Source organism: Vibrio sp. 1580 (genome assembly GCF_033340055.1).
Map to the genome: position 1 here is coordinate 16,245 of NZ_JAWOVT010000010.1, position 21,500 is coordinate 37,744.

Consider the following 21,500-nt stretch of genomic DNA (forward strand, 5'->3'; position numbering starts at 1 on the left):
ACTTACTACCTGAAAATCAAATCAATTTCATATAACCTATACGCTCATTCATATAGAAAGCCTTCAAAGTTGGCCATTGGCAATGTCTTTTAGAAGAAAAGAAAAACTCAATCTTAGAAATCTTATTGTCACCCTATGTGTGTTCAGTGTGCTTGTCACTTTGATCAACGCATTCTACTCGATTTATCGTGTTCAAAGGGATCTCATCATCAATAACACGTTAGAATCAAACCGTGTTTACGCCCAAAAAATGTCTGAAATGACAGACTCTTTCATAGAAAGCTCAATGTCGCAGCTAAAATACAGTGCGAACGTGCTAAAAGACAAGATGCATGACGCTCAGCTTCTTGATAAAGAGGCAGAGAGATTAAGAACGCAAACCAAATCATTTAACTCTGTGGTTGTCGTTAATGCAAAAGGGGTTATTATTTCTGTATCCCCTGAAACACTTCAGGTGAAAGGTGTAAGGTTAGTGGGTGAAAGAAAACGCCAATCTTTAAACGCTCAAGCACCAGTTGTTACTGAACCATTTATATCGCCCGCTGGAAATTACTTGTTAACCATCTCATACCCTATATTTTCTCAATCTAATGAATATTTAGGTTATATCGGCGGCACTATTTATCTAGAAAAAGAAAATATTCTCGCAGAGTTACTCAGCCAGCACGCATACAAAGATGGTTCTTTCCTTTACGTTGTCGATGAGAGTAACACTCTGATTTATCACCCAGATCAATCGAGAGTTGGTGAAGTAATCGACGATAATGAGGCAATCAAAGCGGTGACGATGGGGCAGAGCGGTAACAAAGAAATTGTTAACTCTCGCGGCGTCGAAATGCTTGCTGGTTATGCACCAGTAAAGTCATCAGGATGGGGAATTGTTGCTCAGCGCCCGAAATCGATGACGTTATCTGTGCTAGATGAACAGATGTGGAATGTTTTCCTTAAGTCGATTCCAATTGGTTTATTAACTTTGTTGCTAATTTGGTTCTTGTCCCTTCTTATTTCTAGACCACTTTGGCAGTTAGCGGGTGCTGTGCGAGGTGTCGAAGAACATTCATCATCTATCGATGATCTCAAACTGGTTAAGTCTTGGTATTTTGAGGTCTCACATTTGAAGCTTAGCTTTCTTAAAGCATTTGGTATCGTGTCAAAAACCATTGATAAGCTGCAACTGGATACATTAACAGATTCGATGACTGGATTATTGAATCGACGTGGATTAGATAAAGTGCTTGGTTTGTTTAAGCAGGAAAATACCGCGTTCTCTGTTTTGGCGCTAGATATTGACCACTTTAAGAGCGTAAACGATAACTATGGCCATGACGTGGGTGACAATTTACTTAGAGAGTTTGCGCAGTTAATGAAAGACCAAGCTCGCTCTAATGATCACCTGTGTCGTTCTGGCGGTGAAGAGTTTATGATGTTTTTGGAAAAAACAGACGTAAACCACGCTATGGATGTTGCAGAGCGTATTAGACACAACGTGGAAAAACATGACTTCCAAGTCGTTGGTAAGGTCACGGTTTCGTTGGGCGTTTCTCACTGGAAAGGCAATGACACACCAATTGAAGCGGTAATGAAAGACGCCGATAATGCACTGTATAAAGCGAAACATAATGGAAGAAATAGAACGGAGTTGGGTGACGACGCACAATAGATATTGCGCTTTATGCTGAACATAAAACGAGCCAGTGACTAATCTTTGCTGTTAATCGCTGGCGTAACCGCTACCAATTGCGCGAAACGGCAAGTTCAGCTCTAATTCTGGAATTTGTTTACCCACCCAAGCCGGGAATGTATTGCTATTTGGCCCTGGAAACAGCGTATATTCTTCAGCCCAAGGGTATTGGCTAATAACACTTTGTATTTTAGGGATAAGCTGGCGGGCCTTTTCACCTTGTATGGAGAGGATCTTTTCTGGTTTTGCACCATACCAATATCGATCTGGCGTCCCAGTTTGGTACTGATATAGAGCGGGTTGTCCGCGATTCACTCTCCAGCCGACTACTTCATACACTGTATATTCGTTCGCATTTTCAGGCTTTATTGCAAACCATGTATGAACGGCAAACCAGCCTCGCCAACCAAACGCGTCTGCGGCGTAAAACTCAATCACAGCATGCTTAACATTAGAAGGGTCGGGTGCGATACCCGCAGGTTCTCTGCTTGCGGTACGCCAATCTCCTTGAGTGCATCCACCCAGCATAACCGCGATTGACATGAGCCAAATTTTTACAAGGTGAGTAAAGTTGAGAGGGTCTTTCATTTATTGCTCCTAGACCAACCGATGCTGGTAACGCTCTATTGATTTTAGCTATAAAAACGTGGCAAGTCTGATTGTTGAAATCCTCTCCTTATTAAAAGAGAGAGGGAAGTTAGTGCCATAATTCCAGTTCATACGTAATAATAAGGTAAGCCGATTTGTAACATGTGGCATAGACGATGCCGTATTTCTCGAACGATTCGTCTAGTTGCGTATGAAAAAGTAAGAGGTTGTATGTATTCCTTACACGGCCACATGAATTAAAAACATTAAAAAAACAGAGATTTACAGTGGGTTTTGACTGATTGAGTGAGTTTGGGACCCTCACATTGTCTCGCATTTGCTTGTTTTGGGCGGAATTTTCATCGCTCATCTTTTTGCGCGTTTAGAGTCAGCGTTCAGCTATGGCACAATAGGCGCTCACAGAACAAGTGCTGTTTGGTCATGCAAATAGCAGAAAAATAACTAGAAATAGAATAATTAATGTTTAAATCAAAAAGTATACTCGCATTAAGCATGTTCGCATTTGGCTGTTTTGCCAATCAAGATAGCGAACCAACGTCCGTTGTGCTGAACTATGGTGACTCCTCCATCAGTACTGATATTCAAGCCAATCGAAAATTTCATGTTGTCCGAGACAATGAAAGTGAGCACGTAGAATTTTCCGGCGGAATCATAAAGGAGTATTCCGATTATATTGTGAATGTTCATATCATAAGAAAAAGCAAAATACGCAGATCAAGCCGAGAGCTGAATACAACCGTACTGATGAACAGTGATCAGATTGGGAAGCCTTTAGTGATTGGCATTGAAAATGATGAGTTCACTAGTATCACTTTGCGTTAATGCTGAGTATTTATTGAATAGGAATGAGGAAATTGATGCTCTCAATACGCTGCTATCGCACCGAGGATGCCCCAACACTGTGGGCACTCTTTTACCATACTGTGCGAGTCATTAATCGTCGCGATTACACTGAATCACAAGTTTCCGCTTGGGCACCATCAGATTTTGACCTCGATGTGTGGCAACGCAAAATGGACGATATTCAACCCTACGTCGCGGAGATAGAAGGGCAGGTCGTTGGCTATTGTGATTTGCAAGGTGACGGTTTGATTGATCATTTCTTTTGCCATCATGAATACCAAGGACAAGGTGTTGGTCGTGATTTGATGTCTTTTCTTTGTTCACAGGCAAAAGTACAGGGGATAAAACGACTGTATTCTGAAGTGAGTATTACCGCCCGACCTTTTTACGAGAAAATGGGTTTCACAGTTAAGTCTCGACAACGTGTTGAGGTTAGGGGAGAAACCTTAACTAACTTTATGATGGAAAAGTATATTTAACTTAAATAGTGAGCATTTAGTGAGCTTGAACACAGATATAAAATGTTTTCCAATGTGAAAACGAGTTCATTGATCTCGCACCAACGTTTTGTTTGAAAACAGTGTACATAATCTTCTCTGGAACGCCATTACCGCATTTCGTCTCTGAAGGCTTAAAAACAGTCTGAAAGTTTTGGTTTTGCGGCGGGTAATAGCGTTCCAAACGCCAAATGTGTCTGGCTAACCATCTCAGGAAGAGAAGTAGTACTATGCGTCCTTATCTCAAATACGTTGTTCCAACATTGATACCATTGCTTGTTTGGTTAATGCCTCTCTCTGCGTTCCCATTTGATGGCATTACTATCGTCCAGCAAAGAGTGATTGCAATCTTCTTGCTTGCCGCACTTTGCTGGGTATTCGAGCCAATTCCAATCTACGCCACTTCGGTTGTGATCATTGTCCTAGAGCTATTGCTTGTATCAAATAAAGGTATTGTGCTCTTTCGTTTGCAAGAAGGGCAGCCACATTTTGGTGAGCTATTACAATACAACGAGATAATGGCGACCTTCGCTAGTCCGATTATCATGCTCTTCCTCGGCGGTTTCTTTTTGGCTATGGCGGCGACAAAGTACAGGTTAGATGTCAACTTAGCCCGAGTGTTACTCAAACCATTTGGACAAAAACCAAAGTTCGTTATGCTGGGGTTGATGCTGATCACCGCTGTTTTTTCCATGTTTATGTCAAACACCGCAACAACAGCGATGATGTTGTCCATTTTAACCCCTGTGATAGCAGTTTTCGGGCCTAAAGACCCAGGTCGAATTGCATTCGCTTTGTGTATTCCTGTTGCGGCCAACATTGGTGGCATTGGTACTCCAATCGGCACGCCACCGAATGCCATCGCCCTAAAATATTTGGTTGGTGACAACTTAATTACGTTTGGTGAATGGATGGTATTTGGTGTGCCATTCGTTATTGTGATGATGGCGTTAGCCTGGTTTCTGATTGGCTTTTTGTATAAAGCCGAACAAACCACCATCGATCTGAACATTAAAAGCAAGTTTTTGAAAACACCCAAAGCAATAATGGTTTACGTCACCTTTGCCGGCACGATTATTCTTTGGTTGATGGGTTCTGCACATGGAATGAATTCTTACACAGTAGCATTAATTCCGGTCGCAGTGTTCTCATTGACGGGCATCATCAACAAAGAAGACTTGAAGAAAATCTCTTGGGATGTGCTTTGGTTGGTGTCAGGCGGTATTGCTCTGGGCCTTGCTCTAGATAAAACCGGGCTTGCGAAGCTGGTGGTACACAGCATACCGTTTGATCAGTTCTCGCCATATGTTGTCTTGTTTGGTGCGGCTTTCTTGTGCTTGTTAATGGCAAACTTTATGTCGCATACAGCCACCGCAAACTTGCTGATGCCGATTATGGCTGCGCTGGGTACTTCTATGGCTTCGCTAACGCCTCTCGGCGGTGAAGTTACTCTAATCTTGGTCGTGACATTTGCCGCTTCACTCGGTATGTCGTTACCAATCAGTACGCCACCAAACGCGTTAGCTCATGCAACAGGGCATGTCGAGAGCGGCCAAATGGCTCGTATCGGTGCCGTGCTAGGCGTGATTGGCGTATTACTCAGTTTTGTGATGGTGTGGATTTTACATACTGTTGGGCATATTGGATAACCCATGTACGAAACGAAGTTAGACGCGTTAGTACAACGCTACTTTAATCACCTTGAACGCCGATTAACGGTTTTATCCGGGTCGGTGCTTATTGAGCAAGCAGGCTACAACGATCGCTTGTACTATGTGCTTTCGGGAGAGCTGGCGGGCTATTACGCGGAAGATGACAAGAAACCGATCCAGGTATTTTCTGCGTCTCAAGGTGCGTTTATTGGCGTACACAGTTTCTTTTCTGGTACGTGGACTGCCTCTTCGACAGTGATTGCTCAAACCGATGTTGAATTGGCTTGGATACAGCGCGATACGCCCGCCGTGGAAGAGGCGACATACGGACCATTGACGACACAATTTATGCCTGTGATGGTTAACGAATTATCTCGTCGTCAACGGCGCGCAATGCAAGAGGCATTGGCTAAAGAAAAAGCACTACAAAAGCTTCATACCGCAGAGCAAATGACAACGTTGGGGCAGCTTGCAGCGGGTATTGCTCATGAGTTGAACAATGCGATAGGCGTTGTAAGCAGTAAATCAGAACGGCTAGAGACAGTTATCATGGAACTGCTTGAAGAAGTTCATCCGGAAGCGAGTCAATTTTTTGATTTTGGTTTAATGCAAGGGCAGAAAGTCTCTTCTAGCGAAGCGAGAAAGCGGGGGCGCCACTTCGAAAAATACTACGGTTTAACCAAGGAGGTTGCTCGTGATCTTGCACGTGCCGTTCCAAATAATTTCCTTTCGGAACATTGGCTAAAAAGACCAGAAGAAGCGATACGTTTCTGGCAAATGGGGCGAGATCTCCATGACTTACGCATCGCTTCTAAACATACCGTTGGCATTGTGCGATCCGTAAAACAATTGGGGCGCACGGATATCGACTTGGATGAAGCGATTAACATCAATGATTCAATCAATCGCGCCTTGGCTCTATTGCAAAGTGACTTAAGACGAGTGAGTGTTCGTTTTAGCCCTGCGGATTTACCTGCTTTTATTGGTTCTCAAACCGAACTCGTCCAAGTTTGGGTAAATATATTAAAGAATGCGTGCGATGCACTTGGTGAAACGGAGAAACCCGGTATCGAAATACATACTCGGGAGAGTAAGGGTAAAATTTTGGTCACGATTGCTAACAATGGACCAGAAATTGATGAAGCGACACGTAGAAAAATTTTCCGGCCAAACTTCACCACTAAAAAGGGGGGATTGTCGTTTGGTTTAGGGTTAGGTCTGTCGATTGTGAAGCGCATTATCGCCGGATATAACGGCTCTATTGTGGTAAAGAGCGACAGTGAAAAAACGATTTTTAGAATCAAGTTACCAGTAGAGGGTGAACATGGAGAAGCTTAATGTAATTTGCGTTGATGACCAACGAGAGGTACTAAGCGCGGTTCTACAAGATTTAGAGCCGTTAAATCAATGGTTGAATGTCGAAGACTGCGAATCAGCAGGTGAGGCTCTAGAACTGATGGATGAATTTGATGCAGAAGGCGAGATGATCGCATTGATTATTTCCGATCATGTGATGCCAGGTAAAACGGGAGTAGAACTGCTGACCGATGTATCAAAAGACGGTCGTTTTGGCTTTACGAGGAAAGTGCTTCTTACCGGGCAAGCGACGCACACCGATACGATTAATGCGATCAACTCCGCAGGTATTGATCGCTACTTTGAGAAGCCATGGCAAGCGAGCCAATTGATTGAGTGCGTTAGAAACTTGGTGACCCAATATATCTTTGATGTTGGCTTAGATTACACTCAGTATCACGAACATTTAGATCAGAGTGTGGTGTTTGAACGTCTACGTTAATCGGGAGACATTAAGCTTGTTTTCGTCACGGCCAGTTAGTGTCTGAAATCTATAGTGAATAGTTCAGCATGTTTAACGTGGCCGTGCGGAATATTGCTCTAGTATGCTTAACTCAACGAATAGCGGCTTGCACTGGCAACAGAAAGTGGCTTAGAGAACCAATAACCTTGCAGATAATCGACGCCCATTTCGGTAAAAAATTCACACATTTTGGCGTCTTCAATTCCCTCAATCACTACTTCAATATTATTTTCCTGGCACATAGTGATAAGAAACTTCAGATATTCTTGTGAAGAGCGGTTGGTTAGTGTTTTCCACGCCATCGACCTATCAATTTTGATTTGTGTCATCGGGAGGTCGAAGAAGCTATTTAATGAACTGTAACCAGATCCAAAGTCATCCAGAGAGAGTGCAAATCCTAGTTCCCTGAGGGTATTCAGAGGGGCAATGGCTGTCTGATTATTATCCAAAATAAACGTTTCTGTTAGTTCCAACACAATAGACTCAGGATCGACACCAACCTCATCCGACATGGCTTTAATTCGCGCAGGGAATTCACTATTCATTAACTGGAGTACAGAAACATTCACGTTGACACGAACTTGGTTTTGGTAACGCTCACGGTAGTTTTTGATAAATTCACACGCTTTGGCAAAGACTTGATATCCGAGTTCGACAATCAAACCTTTGTTTTCTGCGACGGGGATGAATTCGTCTGGATAAATTTCGCCAAACTCTTTGCTACGCCAGCGAACCAGAGATTCGAAGCTCACTACTTTTGAGCTTTTGGCGTCAATAATTGGCTGAAACTTAACGCTTAATGTCTGTTTTTCAAGTGCACTTTTTAGACCTTGCTCAATAAAGAAATAACGGTCTACGGCATGCTGAGTTTTCTCACTGTAAACCGCAACACGGTCTTTATTCTGCTCGCTTGCGTACTGACAAGTTCGTGCTGCTTTACGTAATATTTCCTCTGCTGAGTGACTTGGATCTATGCAAGGATACAAACCAATACTAATGTTACTTCCTAAGTATTGGCCCTCTTCAATCACTGCCTCGTGGTAGGTTTCCTTTAAACTTTCGGCATAACTTTGCAGCGTTTCTACCGAGCATTCATCGTGAATCAAAATCGCAAAGTCATCATCATGTACGCGATATACAGAACTATTTGGAGAAGGTAGGTGACTGAGAGTTTGTAGCAATTTTTCCACTAACCCATCGACCAACTCGCTGCCATATTGATTTAAGTAAGATTTAATCTCTTCTATCTGAATGTAACAGATAGATGCACAAGAATCAGTGGCTCGCACACTATCTTCAATATCCAGCAAGAGATGGGCGCGATTAGCCATACCTGACGCATTGTCATGAAATGCGACTTGATGAATGTAGCTTTCCATCAGCTTGCGTTCAGAAATATCACGGTGGCTACCAACCATATAATGACCATGTTCTGTTTCTTTGGTCATGGCTACGCCTTCAATCCAGACGTACTGTCCATTGGGTTTACGCACGCGGTAGGTCGTTGTGACCCTCGTGTTGTTGGTAATGATGTGAGCATCGACCCGAGTGGAGAGTCTTTCTCGATCGAGAGGGTGAACAAGGTCTAACCATTGCTCTAAGCTGATTCGACCAGCGTTGATACCAAGCTGCTCATAAAAGCCCTTGTTATAAAATACCATGGTGCCAAACTCATCCATGTAAAAGAGGCCTTCGTTAAATACATCGAAGATATGAATGAATCGTTCTTCGACAATTTTTAGGAACTCTCGGTCACTATCTGAGACTTGTTGGTCAAATATGGTGGTCAAGATATTTCCTCCTCGAGCCTTTTAGCATCAGAGATGAGTGTTGGGGTTGATAACATAGAGTTGATCTGCTGGCGTACATTACAATCACAAAAGTGTCAGTTCAAATTGTTTGGCTATCATTTTATGCGCTACTAGGTTAATAACATACTAAGATTAGGCGGCTAATCATCGACATTTATAAAAAATAGTCAACAGTAAAAATCATTTATAAAATACAGTTATTGATGCCGTCCGCAATCTATAAATATTTATGAATAATTATCCTAAAGTTATTTTCAGTTGTGTCGGTATCAATGTGCTGTTTTCTAACGTCATTTGTATATATGTTATCTTGGATAAAACCATAATAACAAAAAGGACTTAATGAGCGCGACCGATTATTAATTGACAGGATGCTCATTAATTGTAATCAATTCAAATTTATTATCACGCCAAGTAATCAAATCTCTTATAATGCGGACGTTAATATCGAGTAAGCCTTCTTTATATGCAGTACGATCCGAAAAATTCAATCAAAATTGCGCTCGCTGATATCGGCGTTGGTATGTTTGTTACCGCGATAGAGCACAACAAGCGCGTCAATTTAGCCAATGCAGGGCGGATATCTAGCCCTGAAGGCATTAAGAAGCTTGCTACAAGTGGCGTAAAGTATGTTTGGGTAGATCAAACATTATCTTCGCAGCAGTGTGTCTTCAAGCCTGTAGATGAATCAACTGATGCCACTAAAGAGACGCGAGAGCAGAAACACTTCGATTTTAAGAGGGGTCAACGAACTTATCGTTCGAGAGACATCCAACACAAGCGAGCCAAAAAGCTGATCGCCGAAGCAAAAGATTTGGCGCAGAAACTATTGAATCAAACTTTTGAAGGAAAAATCATTGAAGTTGATGAAGTAGAAGCTTGGGCTGACGATGTCATTGAAAGTGTTTTGATTGACTCAGATGCGTTGCAGTGTGTCTCTGCACTCCGAAAAAAAGACTCTTACTTATTGGAACACTCCGTCAATGTCGCTTGTCTTTTAGTGTCATTCGGTAAGTACTTGGGCTTGGATAAGCCAACGCTAAAACAGCTTGCTGTAGGTGGCATTATTCATGATGTAGGTAAAATTAAAGTCGATGATAAGATCTTGCACAAGCCAGCGAAGCTAACGCCTGAAGAATTTGAACATATGAAGCTACATCAAGTGTTCGCAGGTGAGATAATCCTTCACGTAAAAGGACTTAGTGACGTAAGCCGTGATGTTTGTTTGATGCACCACGAGAAGTTAGATGGCAATGGTTATCCTAGAGGCTTGAAGGGGGAGGAGATTCCAATTCACGGCCGTATGAGCTGTATTGTAGATATCTACGATGCGCTAACGGCTGATCGCTGTTACAAAAAAGGCATGAGTTCGGCGGAAGCGTTTAAAATCTTGTTGAGTCTAACGCCATTTCATTTAGACGCCGACTTAGTTTACAAATTCATTAATTGCATTGGGATGTACCCCGTCGGCTCCATTGTCGAGTTGAACGATGGGCGTGTTGGTATTGTTTGGTCTTCAAATGAATCTCAAGCATTAAAGCCAGAAGTGAAATGTTTCTACTCCCGCAAGTATAAACGATACATTGATGTCACGATGGTGGATTTAAAAACGAGTGCGTACAAAATTGAAAGAGCGATCGCGCCTTCATCGTTAGAGATCGATCCTAAGCCTTTTTATGATTAAGAGAAATAGATAAGCTTATACAACAGGCTTTACATCCTTGCATGTAGATCGTATTTTATTTGCATAACTATCTATTAATTTTTTCTAAGTTGTTTAGATGCAAGATGGTTATTAAGACCTCGGCTTCATGGATAGAAACCGGGCGATAAAATAGTTCTATACACAATGGGCTATAAACCTCATTTTGCTGGAAGGGATGCCAATGCAAATAGATACATGGATTTTTTACACTCTTGCTATTCTCGTGCTCACAGCTTCACCAGGACCAAGCTCACTGTTGTGTTTAAGTAAAGGAGTGAGTAGTGGGTTTCGTATTGCTTTCATGACTGCGCTTGGCAGTTTGTCTGCGATTACGATCATCCTTACGCTCTCATTTACCGGGCTGGGAGTTGTCATTGCTTCATCTGAGTTAGTTTTTAATATTATCAAATGGTGTGGCGCCGCTTATTTAATCTGGTTAGGTATTCAAGCGTTGCGCTCATCTCAGACAGATTTTAATAAAACGGCAACGACTCAAAGTTCCGCGACAGCGTTTAGCGCGTTCACTAGTGGTTTCATTGTTGGCGCTAGTAATCCCAAAGCGATAGTCTTTTTCACCGCTTTGTTTCCTCAATTCATAGAACCTTCCGCACCGCTACTGTCTCAATACGCGATTTTCGCGTCTACATTTGTGGTTTTTGAGCTTAGCTGGCTAACATTTTATGCATTGTTAGGGGTAAAAGCCTCCGATTGGTTGTTTGTCGCTGGAAGAGCGAAGTTGTTTAATCGTTTGACTGGGGGAGTATTTATTGGTGCAGGCGTGATGTTGTCGACGGCAAACCGATAAATAAGACAGACTTCGGTACGCAGTTAGGTTTTCCCATATAGTAAGTTGGAATGCGCTAATTTAGCTTTGTCTTATTTCCAGAATGGAAATAGACGTTTTGTTTATTTTCATTAGTGGCAACAGCCAAGCAGGAGTAAAATCACGTTACTCTTTAGGGGTAGAGCTCGTATTTTGTCTTGTGGGCTTGTGGTTACTTTGTAGGAATATCTTAGATGACAAGCCTTTCTAAACTACAACAACGTTTTCTAGATATCGCGACCGACGTCCGTCTTTCTCCAAAACAGAAGTCGAGTTTTTTAGCTTTAGAGGCTGAAGCGTGCATTCCTTACATGACCGTATCTCCATCACTGAGACAAGCAATGGATGAAGGCATCATCTGCGATATGTTTGAAGGTCATGCACCGTTTAAACCTCGCTATGTGTTGCCTGATTACGCTAAATTTCTATCGCAAGGCTCAGACTATTTAGAGTTGTCTCCGGCTGATGATTTCGATGATGCGTTGAACATGCTGACCATCATTTACCATCATGTTCCTTCGGTAACGAACATTCCGGTTTACTTAGGCCAGTTAGATGATGTCTTGTTGCCTTACATAGGCGACCTAACAGAGAGCCAGATTTACAAAAAGTTAAAACATTTTTGGATCATGCTGGATCGCACATTGCCAGATGCGTTTATGCATGTGAATGTCGGACCGACAGACAACATTATTTGTCGCACTGTTTTAAAAGTAGATGCGGAGCTCAAGCAGATCGCACCGAATCTCACCTTTATGTACGACGAGACAGTTACACCTGATGATTTACTTCGTCAAGGGACACAGAACATTTGTGAATGCAGTAAACCGCATATCGCCAATTACCCAATGCACACGAAAGCCTACAACGGCTCACGCTTTGGTATTGTAAGTTGCTACAACTCGCTTCCATTAGCAGGTGGCTCGAACACATTGGTGCGAATGAATTTAAAAGAAGTTGCAAAACGAGCATCAGACTGTAACGACTTCTTAAACAGTGCGTTGCCTTCTTACCATCGATTAATGGTCGAGCTCATAAACGCAAGAAGCACGCACTTGCATGAAAAATCGAACTTCTTTCAAGGCTTTTTGACGCAAGAAGGGTTGATAAAAGAGTCCTATTTCGCGCCAATGTATGGCGTTTACGGCATGGCCGAAGCGGTAAACCTTCTATTTGAAAAAGAAGGGCAAATAGGGCGATACGGAAAAAATGATCGAGCAAATACTTTTGCTCATGATGTTTCAGCAACACTGGCTAAACTGGTGGACTCAACCCCGGTGAAATATGGTTTAGATGGCAAAGCGCTCTTACATGCACAAGGCGGCATTAGCTTAGATCATGATGTTACGCCAGGTGTACGTCTGCCTTATGGTGCAGAGCCAGACCCTGTCACTTATGTACAAGCAACGGCGAAGCATCATCAGTATTATCGTGCGGGTATCAGCGATATTTTGACGATTGATGAAACGGTGAAATCTAACCCAGAAGCGATGTTCAATTTATGTAAAGGGGCACTAAATGCTGGTTATCGTGAGTTTACCGCGAATGTCACTTCAAATGACTTAATTCGCGTGACAGGCTACATGATCAAACTTTCAGATGTCGCGAAATATGATAAAGAAGGTTCGAGAACCAACACGACGTTTCTAGGTGCAGAAGCAGCAAAAAATACCAAAATTTTAGAACGCTCGCCACGTGTGGTGAGTCATGAAGTAACACCGACTTACACGCAGGCATAAGTTCGGTTTAGGAAAGAACAAGATGTCTAGACGAAGTGGAAGCCTTTTGGCAAAAGTCACTCGTATCCTTCCTTTCTCTTGTGTTGATGGGCCAGGAAATCGTCTAGTCATCTTTCTACAGGGTTGTAACTATCAGTGTTTGAACTGCCACAATCCTCACACGATAAACCATTGTAATCATTGTGGTGAGTGTGTGAGTGAATGTTCAGCAGGCGCATTGAAGTTCGACGAAAACAACAACGTTGTTTGGCTTAAAGAGGAGTGCACCCACTGCGATCATTGTATAGAGATATGTCAGAACCAATCTAATCCAAAAATTACTGACTACTCTGTAGTAACAATGCTCGATTTGATACGCAAACATCGCTTTTTCATCAGTGGTGTTACTGTATCCGGTGGGGAATCTACCTTACAACTTCCTTTCATTATTGAGCTGTTTAAAGAGATAAAACAAGATCCTGAATTACGGCACCTCTCTTGTTTCATCGACAGTAACGGTTCTTTAGCGGTTGCTGGTTGGCAGCGTATTCTACCTTTTCTGGATGGCGCAATGATCGATTTGAAAGCGTGGCAGACGGAGACGCATCAGTGGCTAACTGGGCGTGATAATCATCGTGTATTTAAAACCCTTCAGTACCTTGTTGAGCACGAAAAATTGTACGAGGTCCGCTTACTGCATATTCCCCAAAAAAGTGATTTAGATATAGAAATCGTAGCAATTGGACGTTACTTGAGTACTCTTCCTGAATCGGTGATTATACGTTTAAATGCCTTTCAGCATCACGGAGTAGTGGGGGAGGCGTTAACTTGGGATATGTGCTCTCATCATGATATCGAACGCTTAAAATCAGAGCTTCGATGCTACGTGAGTAACCCTATCACAGTGCCGACAGTACTCACGTAGTACCGTTGTTTATCTATGCTTACGCATCACAGGCATCTAACATGGCGCAGGCGTCGAGTAATTGTTGCTGCAACCATTTTAAAGCGGGATCGTTTAAGCTCGCTTTGTTCCAAACGAGGCTGTAGGCTACCTGTCCGTAATCGAATGGAAGAGCTTGTTCAACCAAACCTTTTGCTTGCATTGCCGCTCTTGCCCAAAGCTTGGAGCATGTGAACAAGTAATCCGAGTGCTGACACATCACCGCAGCTGAACCAAAGTCGGCTACACGCATGGCCAAGTTTCGTTTTGAATGCCTTTGGGTGAGATTTTGCTCAAAATAAGGTTGTGACAGATCTTTATCATGAATACCGATGTGTCTTGCACAAAGGTAACTTTCAACAGATAAGGGTTGCTCAGCGAGTGGGTTCGATGCTCTCATTAAGCAAACCATTTCGTCTTTCAAAATGGTTTTCCAGACCAAGTCTTTATTTTGTGTGGGTGGTTGGCTGAGATCGTGAGGAAGCAACAAAAAATCTACTTGACCTCTTGCTAATGCATCGAAGCTCATTTCCTCTTTCGCATGGACATTCAAGTGCGCGTGATTGCTCAGTTGTTGGGACAAGTGCTGTAGAACTGGCGCAAAGAGCTCAAACGAACTTTCACGCATTGCTAATGAAAAACTACCTTGATAGTAAGCCGGATTAAAAGAGCCTTGATGTAATAACCCATTCATACTGGAGAGTATGCCATGGATTGACGGGCCTATATGCAGCGCAAATGCTGTCGGCACTAAGCGAGTGCCATCACGGTAAAAAAGGTCATCCTTTAGCGTTTCGCGCAACTGTCCGAGCGTTTTACTGACGCTCGATGGTGTTACACACAAGCGTTCTGCCGCAAGTGTGACGCTGTGAGTGGTTAACAACATATGTAAAACAGTTAGATGTTTAAGGCTTATACGCGAAAGAGCAATGTAGTCCATAAATAGCATGGTTTCTTATGATTTTTGGCAGTATATCAGCATGAAACAAATTTTTACTATTGTTTATCTCGGAAATACGCCTGTTTCTCTTTGAGCTCAATGCATTTAATGGGTTGCATAAGGATTGATGGTGCTTATAAGTCTAGAAATTTATCTTAGTTTTGTTGGACTTTAATGCTTTCATTTATTCAATTCTAAAGCTTCTATGTAATTTTAATCAATTTGGAGGAGTTGATTGATTTGTACACGAATTAAACTTGTTCCTTGTTAATTAAAATAGATATTGTTTTGTTGATTGTTTGGTGATTTACTCATGATCCCTCAGTAACAAAGGTATAAATAATTAATGGACGACCCCTTTAGTCGGCAAAACCCTTCACCATATGTCTTCTTATTATTGGAGACATGCTCATGCTAGAACTTTTTATGCAACCAGAAGCTTGGGCTATTTTCGCCACTTTGTTTGCGCTTGAAGTTGTCTTAGGCGTTGATAACGTCGTTTTTATCTCTGTCTTATGTGAAAGACTGCCGCTGCACCAACGCAAGCTGGCAAGAAACCTTGGTATTGGTCTTGCTGTTATTGCTCGTATTGGTTTAGTGTTTTCAATCTCTTGGATCATGCAACTGACTCAACCGCTATTTTCTTTGGCGAACCAAGCGTTTACCGGAAGAGACGTCATCATGATTGCGGGTGGTGCATTCCTCTTGGCTAAAAGCCTGAAAGAGTTGTGGAGTTGGTTAAATCACAACGAGTCGGCTCACTCAACTCACGCCCGTACTGGTTTAGCGGTAGTTCTGTTGCAGATTGTTGCCGTGGATGCTGTATTCTCGATGGACTCGGTGATAACCGCCGTTGGTTTGACAAGTGATGTCCCACTTATGGTCGCAGCGATTGTTTCGTCTGCTATCGTGATGGTCATGACAGCCGAAAAAATCAATAACCTGGTGTCGTGTTACCCTGGTTTTAAGACACTTGCTTTGTTATTCCTCGTTTTGTTAGGTGGTTTATTGATGGCAGAAGGCTTCGAAATTCATATCAACAAAGGTTATGTGTACTTTGCGATGGCATTCGGCTTAATTCTGGAACTTTGTCATATCCAGTTAAAAAACAAACAACGCCCGACTATTAAACGTCTTAGTCCGTTGCGAGTTCATCCAACCAGATTAGAAGCTCGTCAATAATAAAAGATATTGCCGCTCATATGAGCGGCATTTTTATATTCGTCATCACCTATTTTTACTCTCTTTTTATTTTGTTGTCGTTTCGACAAAAAATCGCATTTGTTGTGGGGTTGAAGATTTTTTATATAGACCGCCCAACTAATATGAGTGAACGACAATAATGGATAAAATGATCGATGCGTTAGCAACCCATGGCTACTACATCTGGGATGATTTTCTTTCTGAACAAGAAGTGGCTCAATTACGAGACTGCATTCCAAGTAACTGGAAAAAAGCGCGTATTGGTCGTAATGACGATGTGACACGTATTGAGTCAATTCGAAGTGACAAAATTCAATGGTTATCGCCCAATATGGGGCACGCGGTTACTTCTTACTTAGATAAGATGGAAGAAATACGCCAAGAAGTGAACCGTCACTTGTTTCTGGGGCTTTTTGAGTATGAAGCTCACTTTGCCAAGTACGAGGAAGGGGATTTCTACCAAAAGCATCTAGATTGTTTTAAGGGCAATGAAAACCGTCGATTGACAACCGTTTTTTACATGAACGAATCTTGGACGGAAAAGGATGCAGGTGAATTGGTGGTTTACGATCTAAACGATAATAAGATAGCAACCATCCCTCCTCAATCAGGACGCTTACTTTTATTCTTATCTGAGCAATTCCCGCATGAGGTTTTACCGACCAACGCAGAGCGGTTCAGCATTGCAGGTTGGTTCAGAATCAATGGTGTGCGAGACAATGTACTTGATATTGCAAAATGATTGGTTTGCAACCAGCATAAAATCAGCAAAGGGCGTAGATACGCCCTTTATCGATTAAACATTAGTTGATAGCTCGTAACACTCGGTCATGTTTCGCTCTAGTACTTCATAGACGTCAGGACAAAGTTCTTGTTTAGCGACTTGCTCACCCATAATCGCGGCGATTTGTGCTTGAGCCATTCGTCCGCGGTAGGGACGGTCCTGAGACAGAGCTTGAAAAACATCGGCAACCGCGACAATACGCGATGGTACATCGAGTTCGTCTCCTGTTTTATGATAAGGATAGCCAGAACCGTCCAAACGCTCGTGATGATTAGAGGCCCACTCCGCTATTTTAGCGTTGGGAAACACTTTGTGTAATGCGAGCTGAGTATCAATTGTATGGCGTTTAATACGCGTATACTCTTGTTTATTAAGAGAGCCTTCTTTATGAAGAATCTCATCTGGTGTTTTTAACTTTCCGATATCATGCACCAACCCAGCAATAAATAACATCTCTTGGTCGTGCTCACAGAACCCAAGCTTGATGGCTAGATACCGAGATAACTCCGCCACTTTTTGCGAATGTTGATAAGTAAATGGGCTTTTTGCGTCAACAATTCGAGCGATAAACATTCCCAAACTATTCATATCTTGGATGGTGAGCTGTTTTTGAAGCCAATCAATGCTTTTAAAGTTTAATCCGATGGTTTCTATATTTTCAGACTCCATCGCGAACCAAAATGCGTCGGTCATAACGAGCTTAACCATTGCCTTAGCCATGTCTGGATTAAACAAAGTTCCAGCGTTTGCCATGATGCATTCTGCAATTAGTTCTTCATGAAGTGTGACAATGTCACAGTGGCAGTTCATGACGTATTTGGAGCGCATAAAATCGAGACGATCGGCTAAATAGAGTAGGGCAGCGACCTGTTTTTCAAAAGGCGGTAAATCAAGATATTTTAGTTCACTCCAATGTGTATGGTGGTAAAGAACAGGTGTAGCAAACTGACGCAACAAACGACACTGCTTGAGGCTTCGGTATCCTCTTAAGCAATGTGTTTTTACATCTTGTGGCACCAACTCCTCAAGTAACATTTTATGTTCTTGTGTTTCGGAGACCCCACAATCGTGGATCATCCCTGCGAAGTAGCAAAACTCCGCTTTTTCTGGTTCCCAGTTCATGACCCGAGCACATTGGTAAGCGATGTAAGCGACACGATGGCTATGGTGCGTATCATCAACACCGACATAGTCGAGTGCTCGAGCAACCCAGATAAGTGCTTGTTTCAGATCGACTTCAAAGCCCATGTCCGTATGGGAATGGCAAGAATGATTCATGGTTTATACCGACATTGCTAATTAGCCCACGCTAAACCCAAATCAGAAGGTGATAGGAAAAATTGGGTACGACAGCGAATAGACCCCAAAAAGGTGGGCGTTTAGACATAGTTTTGATTATGGGCGGGATAATAATCCTAGTTGCATAATAATATCACCTGAAGCTCATGGTTAAGAGTCAGATATTTGAACTAAGTATAAGTTTTGAAAGATTATTGTTGCTCTTGTTGACTTATTTGAAAACGACAATAAATCATGATGTAACGCATTCTTATTTTTATTTTTGTAAATCGTGCTCGGGCTCAACCAGAGACACACGGTATTGATGTGTGATTAACAGAATTCATATTGTTGCTTTTGAAGGCAAAAAATAAGAAGACTTCTTCGAGGCTCGCTCTGTAACTAACAGAGTAATAGGGAAAGAAGCTTGTTAACTACATGACAATAGAGCGTCGTTGAAAACATTTTCTCTGTAGCTCATGTCGTTGAGGAAAGATAATAAAATGGTACGGTTTCCCAGCGATGCTAGCCCTTTTAGTGAGATAAGTTTATTGAAAATGTGTGATTGCAAAGTAAGCATAGGTAGTAAAAGTAGCTAGAATGATAGCTCTAAATGAAAAGGATTTCGTATGTTGAAGCATCGTTTATACCGGAGTTACACCGCTGGGTTAAAAATTGCAGCCCATATCCTTCCTATGCCGAGACCAACCTTGTTTTCCGGCCCTGGTTCGATGAATGAGCTATTAGAATCGATGACCGAGCTGGGATTTAAACGCGTTTTGTTAGTTACCGACGAAGGGTTAGTCCAAGTCGGTATTGTAGATAAGGTGCTTGAGGCAGCAGCACAACTCGATTTACAGTTAGATGTTTTCTCGCAAGTTAAGCCCGATCCTACCTATGATCAGGTTGAGAGCGGTCTAGAGGCTTATCATCGTTTTCATTGTGAGGGCATATTAGCTTTGGGTGGCGGCTCTGCAATGGATTGTGCAAAAGTCATCGCTGCGAAAGTTACCAATAAACGGCCAATAAAAAAATTAGCTGGACTATTGAAGGTATGGCGAATGCCAGCGCCGCTTTTTGCTATTCCAACAACGGCTGGAACCGGAAGTGAAGTTACTATCGCTGCGGTCGTGTCAGATCCCTCCTCACACATTAAAACCCCTTTAATGGATCCAAAGTTGGTGCCACTAATGGCAGCTTTAGATGCGAATTTAATGATTGGTTTACCTCCTAAGATCACGGCTGATACTGGCGTTGATGCATTAACCCACGCTATTGAGGCCTATGTATCGAAAAACGCTACTCAAGAAACGATGGCTTATTCGGTTGCCGCTATTAAACTCATTTTTAAATATCTTCCTAGGGCTGTGATGCAAGGGGATGATGTCGAAGCTCGTCATAAAATGGCTATGGCATCCTATTACGCGGGTTTAGCATTTACCAAAGCGAGTTTGGGTTATGTTCATGCCTTTGCTCACACATTCGGTGCGAGATATGGAATACCTCATGGTATGGCAAACGGATTAGCCTTGTTGCCTGTGCTGCGCTTTTCATTATCAGAGATTGAGCCTCAACTAAGAAAGCTCGATGAGTTGACGGCCGAGGGGCAGTTAGGTAACGCAAGTGCTCAGCATTTTTTGGCGAATCTGGAGTCCTTGTTTTCAACTATTGATATTGAGCAAACCAGTGCGCTCATTCAACGTGAAGATGCTGATGCGCTTGTTGATTTAATTCTGAAAGAGGCGCACTGGAATTACCCTGTTCCCAAGTTCATGAACAGGGAAGAATGCACACAGTTATTGTTAAATATCAGTAAAGTGTAAGTTATAGTTTACATGTGTGGTTTTTTATCCTTACACTTTGCTTGATCTTCTGCTAAAGATCCTACAATATCGACGGCAATACAAATATGGTGTTGGTTTCGGTCCGCCGTTGCCCGATCTAATACTGATAATTTCTAATAAAGTGTAAAGATTAATATACAATGAGTCGTTCTAAAGTATTCGGTAGTACGCTAATTATTGCGGGCACTACAATAGGCGCTGGTATGCTAGCGCTTCCACTTGCCTCTGCCGGCATTGGTTTTTCAACTTCTATTATCATCATGCTAGGTTTATGGGCTCTGATGGCTTTCACTGCCTTGCTTATGCTTGAGCTTCATCAACATGCGGAGAGTAGTGCTACACTTCATACTTTGGCGAAACAGATCCTAGGTCAAAAAGGCAAGTGGGTGGCAAGTTTTGCGATGTTGTTTCTTTTCTACTCATTATGTGCAGCGTATATCGCTGGCGGTGGTGCTCAGTTCGGAGACCGCCTTGCACAATGGTTTGACCTCGATATTTCAGGGCCTACATCAACGATAATCTTTACCTTGATTGTGACTTTAGTTGTGACAGTGGGTACCGGTACGGTCGATAAAGTAAACCGAGTTCTGTTCGCGATGAAGCTCATTGCAATGGTTGCGGTGCTTTCTTTTCTTGCTCCAAACGTTACGGAATCTTACTTGTTAAGTATGCCAATCGAACAAGGCCTTGTTGTAGCGGCGATTCCGGTGATCTTTACTTCGTTTGGTTTCCACGGAAGTATACCTGCAATTGTGAGTTACTTAGACGGTGACACTTCTTCTTTACGCAAAGCCGTTATTATTGGTTCGACGATTCCACTCGTTATTTATATCTTTTGGCAAATCGTGACGTTGGGTGTGGTTAGCCAAAGTACGCTTGTTGAGAACGGAGGGTTGAGCGCACTGATTGGTCAACTATCTCAGACAGTACACCAATCAAATTTGGGTAGCATTGTTGGTGTGTTTGCTGACTTGGCATTGTTGACATCGTTCCTTGGCGTGAGTTTGGGTCTATTCGAATTTTTGGGTGATACCATCAAAGGAAGTAACGATAAGCCTAATCGTTTGATTGCGGCACTAGTGACGTTTACTCCACCGCTAGGCTTCGCACTTTTCTATCCTCAAGGCTTTATTATGGCTTTGGGCTATGCAGCGATTGCCTTAGCGATTTTAGCCATCTTTTTGCCTTTGGTTATGGTGATCAAGGTTCGTAAATCGGATGATTTTACTGGGGAGTACCGCGTCGCAGGTGGTCAAGGTGCGTTAGTGATAACGGGCATCGCTGGCACTGGCATCGTATTCGCTCAGGTGTTAATTACGCTGGGTGTGCTTCCTGCTCTAGGCTAGTTGT

General features: G+C 42.6%; 18 protein-coding genes. 14 read left to right on the forward strand and 4 right to left on the reverse strand.

The window, feature by feature from the left end; all coding sequences use genetic code 11:
* The first annotated feature begins 82 nt into the window (after positions 1-82).
* Positions 83-1,660, forward strand: coding sequence for a sensor domain-containing diguanylate cyclase (locus R7093_RS16360; RefSeq protein ID WP_213877531.1), 1,578 nt, complete (start codon positions 83-85; stop codon positions 1,658-1,660).
* Positions 1,661-1,711: 51 nt separating this feature from the next.
* Here R7093_RS16360 and R7093_RS16365 read toward each other — a convergent pair whose 3' ends face one another.
* Complete coding sequence (locus R7093_RS16365; protein ID WP_213893819.1) at positions 1,712-2,269, reverse strand: DUF3750 domain-containing protein; 558 nt, start codon at positions 2,267-2,269, stop codon at positions 1,712-1,714.
* 480 nt (positions 2,270-2,749) lie between these two features.
* On the opposite strand from R7093_RS16365, the gene R7093_RS16370 reads away from it, so the two are divergent.
* The 5 genes from R7093_RS16370 (at position 2,750) to R7093_RS16390 (ending at position 7,080) form a co-directional block, all read left to right on the forward strand.
* Positions 2,750-3,112, forward strand: coding sequence for a hypothetical protein (locus R7093_RS16370; RefSeq protein WP_025766707.1), 363 nt, complete (start codon positions 2,750-2,752; stop codon positions 3,110-3,112).
* A gap of 35 nt (positions 3,113-3,147) precedes the next feature.
* Positions 3,148-3,612, forward strand: coding sequence for a GNAT family N-acetyltransferase (locus tag R7093_RS16375; protein ID WP_064353881.1), 465 nt, complete (start codon positions 3,148-3,150; stop codon positions 3,610-3,612).
* Positions 3,613-3,860: 248 nt separating this feature from the next.
* Positions 3,861-5,279, forward strand: coding sequence for an SLC13 family permease (locus R7093_RS16380; protein ID WP_017634015.1), 1,419 nt, complete (start codon positions 3,861-3,863; stop codon positions 5,277-5,279).
* Positions 5,280-5,282: 3 nt separating this feature from the next.
* Positions 5,283-6,620 carry an ATP-binding protein gene (locus R7093_RS16385; protein ID WP_005389108.1) on the forward strand — a complete coding sequence of 446 codons (1,338 nt, stop codon included), beginning with the start codon at positions 5,283-5,285 and terminating at the stop codon, positions 6,618-6,620.
* Positions 6,607-7,080: a response regulator gene (locus R7093_RS16390; protein ID WP_005377744.1), complete on the forward strand. Its 474-nt coding sequence runs from the start codon at positions 6,607-6,609 to the stop codon at positions 7,078-7,080. The genes R7093_RS16385 and R7093_RS16390 overlap by 14 nt, the downstream gene beginning before the upstream one ends.
* Positions 7,081-7,187: 107 nt before the next feature.
* Here the strand turns inward: R7093_RS16390 and R7093_RS16395 are convergent, their stop codons facing one another.
* A complete protein-coding gene (locus R7093_RS16395; protein ID WP_248525171.1) occupies positions 7,188-8,891 on the reverse strand; it encodes a putative bifunctional diguanylate cyclase/phosphodiesterase in 1,704 nt (567 codons plus the stop codon).
* A 487-nt stretch (positions 8,892-9,378) separates the two neighbouring features.
* Here R7093_RS16395 and R7093_RS16400 point away from each other — a divergent pair, with 487 nt between their 5' ends.
* From R7093_RS16400 to R7093_RS16415, 4 genes are all read left to right on the forward strand, one after another.
* Entirely contained in the window at positions 9,379-10,596 is a 1,218-nt protein-coding gene (locus R7093_RS16400; protein ID WP_248525173.1) for an HD-GYP domain-containing protein, read from the forward strand.
* Positions 10,597-10,798: 202 nt separating this feature from the next.
* Positions 10,799-11,422: a LysE family translocator gene (locus R7093_RS16405; RefSeq protein WP_025766704.1), complete on the forward strand. Its 624-nt coding sequence runs from the start codon at positions 10,799-10,801 to the stop codon at positions 11,420-11,422.
* A gap of 212 nt (positions 11,423-11,634) precedes the next feature.
* Positions 11,635-13,179 (forward strand): YjjI family glycine radical enzyme, encoded by a 1,545-nt coding sequence (locus R7093_RS16410; RefSeq protein WP_248525175.1) that lies wholly within the window; start codon positions 11,635-11,637, stop codon positions 13,177-13,179.
* Between the two features lie 22 nt (positions 13,180-13,201).
* A complete protein-coding gene (locus tag R7093_RS16415; protein ID WP_248525177.1) occupies positions 13,202-14,083 on the forward strand; it encodes a YjjW family glycine radical enzyme activase in 882 nt (293 codons plus the stop codon).
* Between the two features lie 19 nt (positions 14,084-14,102).
* Here the strand turns inward: R7093_RS16415 and R7093_RS16420 are convergent, their stop codons facing one another.
* Complete coding sequence (locus R7093_RS16420) at positions 14,103-15,041, reverse strand: LysR family transcriptional regulator (protein ID WP_005377737.1); 939 nt, start codon at positions 15,039-15,041, stop codon at positions 14,103-14,105.
* Between the two features lie 411 nt (positions 15,042-15,452).
* Between R7093_RS16420 and R7093_RS16425 the strand changes: the two genes are divergently transcribed.
* Both R7093_RS16425 and R7093_RS16430 read left to right on the forward strand, forming a co-directional pair.
* The gene (locus tag R7093_RS16425) at positions 15,453-16,223 is read left to right on the forward strand and encodes a TerC family protein (protein WP_005377734.1); all 771 of its coding nucleotides are present in this window, start codon (positions 15,453-15,455) and stop codon (positions 16,221-16,223) included.
* A gap of 160 nt (positions 16,224-16,383) precedes the next feature.
* The gene (locus R7093_RS16430; RefSeq protein ID WP_005377733.1) at positions 16,384-16,986 is read left to right on the forward strand and encodes a 2OG-Fe(II) oxygenase; all 603 of its coding nucleotides are present in this window, start codon (positions 16,384-16,386) and stop codon (positions 16,984-16,986) included.
* A gap of 54 nt (positions 16,987-17,040) precedes the next feature.
* Here R7093_RS16430 and R7093_RS16435 read toward each other — a convergent pair whose 3' ends face one another.
* Complete coding sequence (locus R7093_RS16435) at positions 17,041-18,306, reverse strand: HD domain-containing phosphohydrolase (RefSeq protein ID WP_104979136.1); 1,266 nt, start codon at positions 18,304-18,306, stop codon at positions 17,041-17,043.
* Between the two features lie 629 nt (positions 18,307-18,935).
* Here R7093_RS16435 and R7093_RS16440 point away from each other — a divergent pair.
* Entirely contained in the window at positions 18,936-20,129 is a 1,194-nt protein-coding gene (locus R7093_RS16440) for an iron-containing alcohol dehydrogenase (RefSeq protein WP_017634023.1), read from the forward strand.
* 161 nt (positions 20,130-20,290) lie between these two features.
* On the forward strand, positions 20,291-21,496 hold the full coding sequence (locus R7093_RS16445; protein ID WP_054701450.1) for an aromatic amino acid transport family protein: 1,206 nt from the start codon (positions 20,291-20,293) through the stop codon (positions 21,494-21,496).
* The last annotated feature ends 4 nt before the right edge of the window (positions 21,497-21,500 follow it).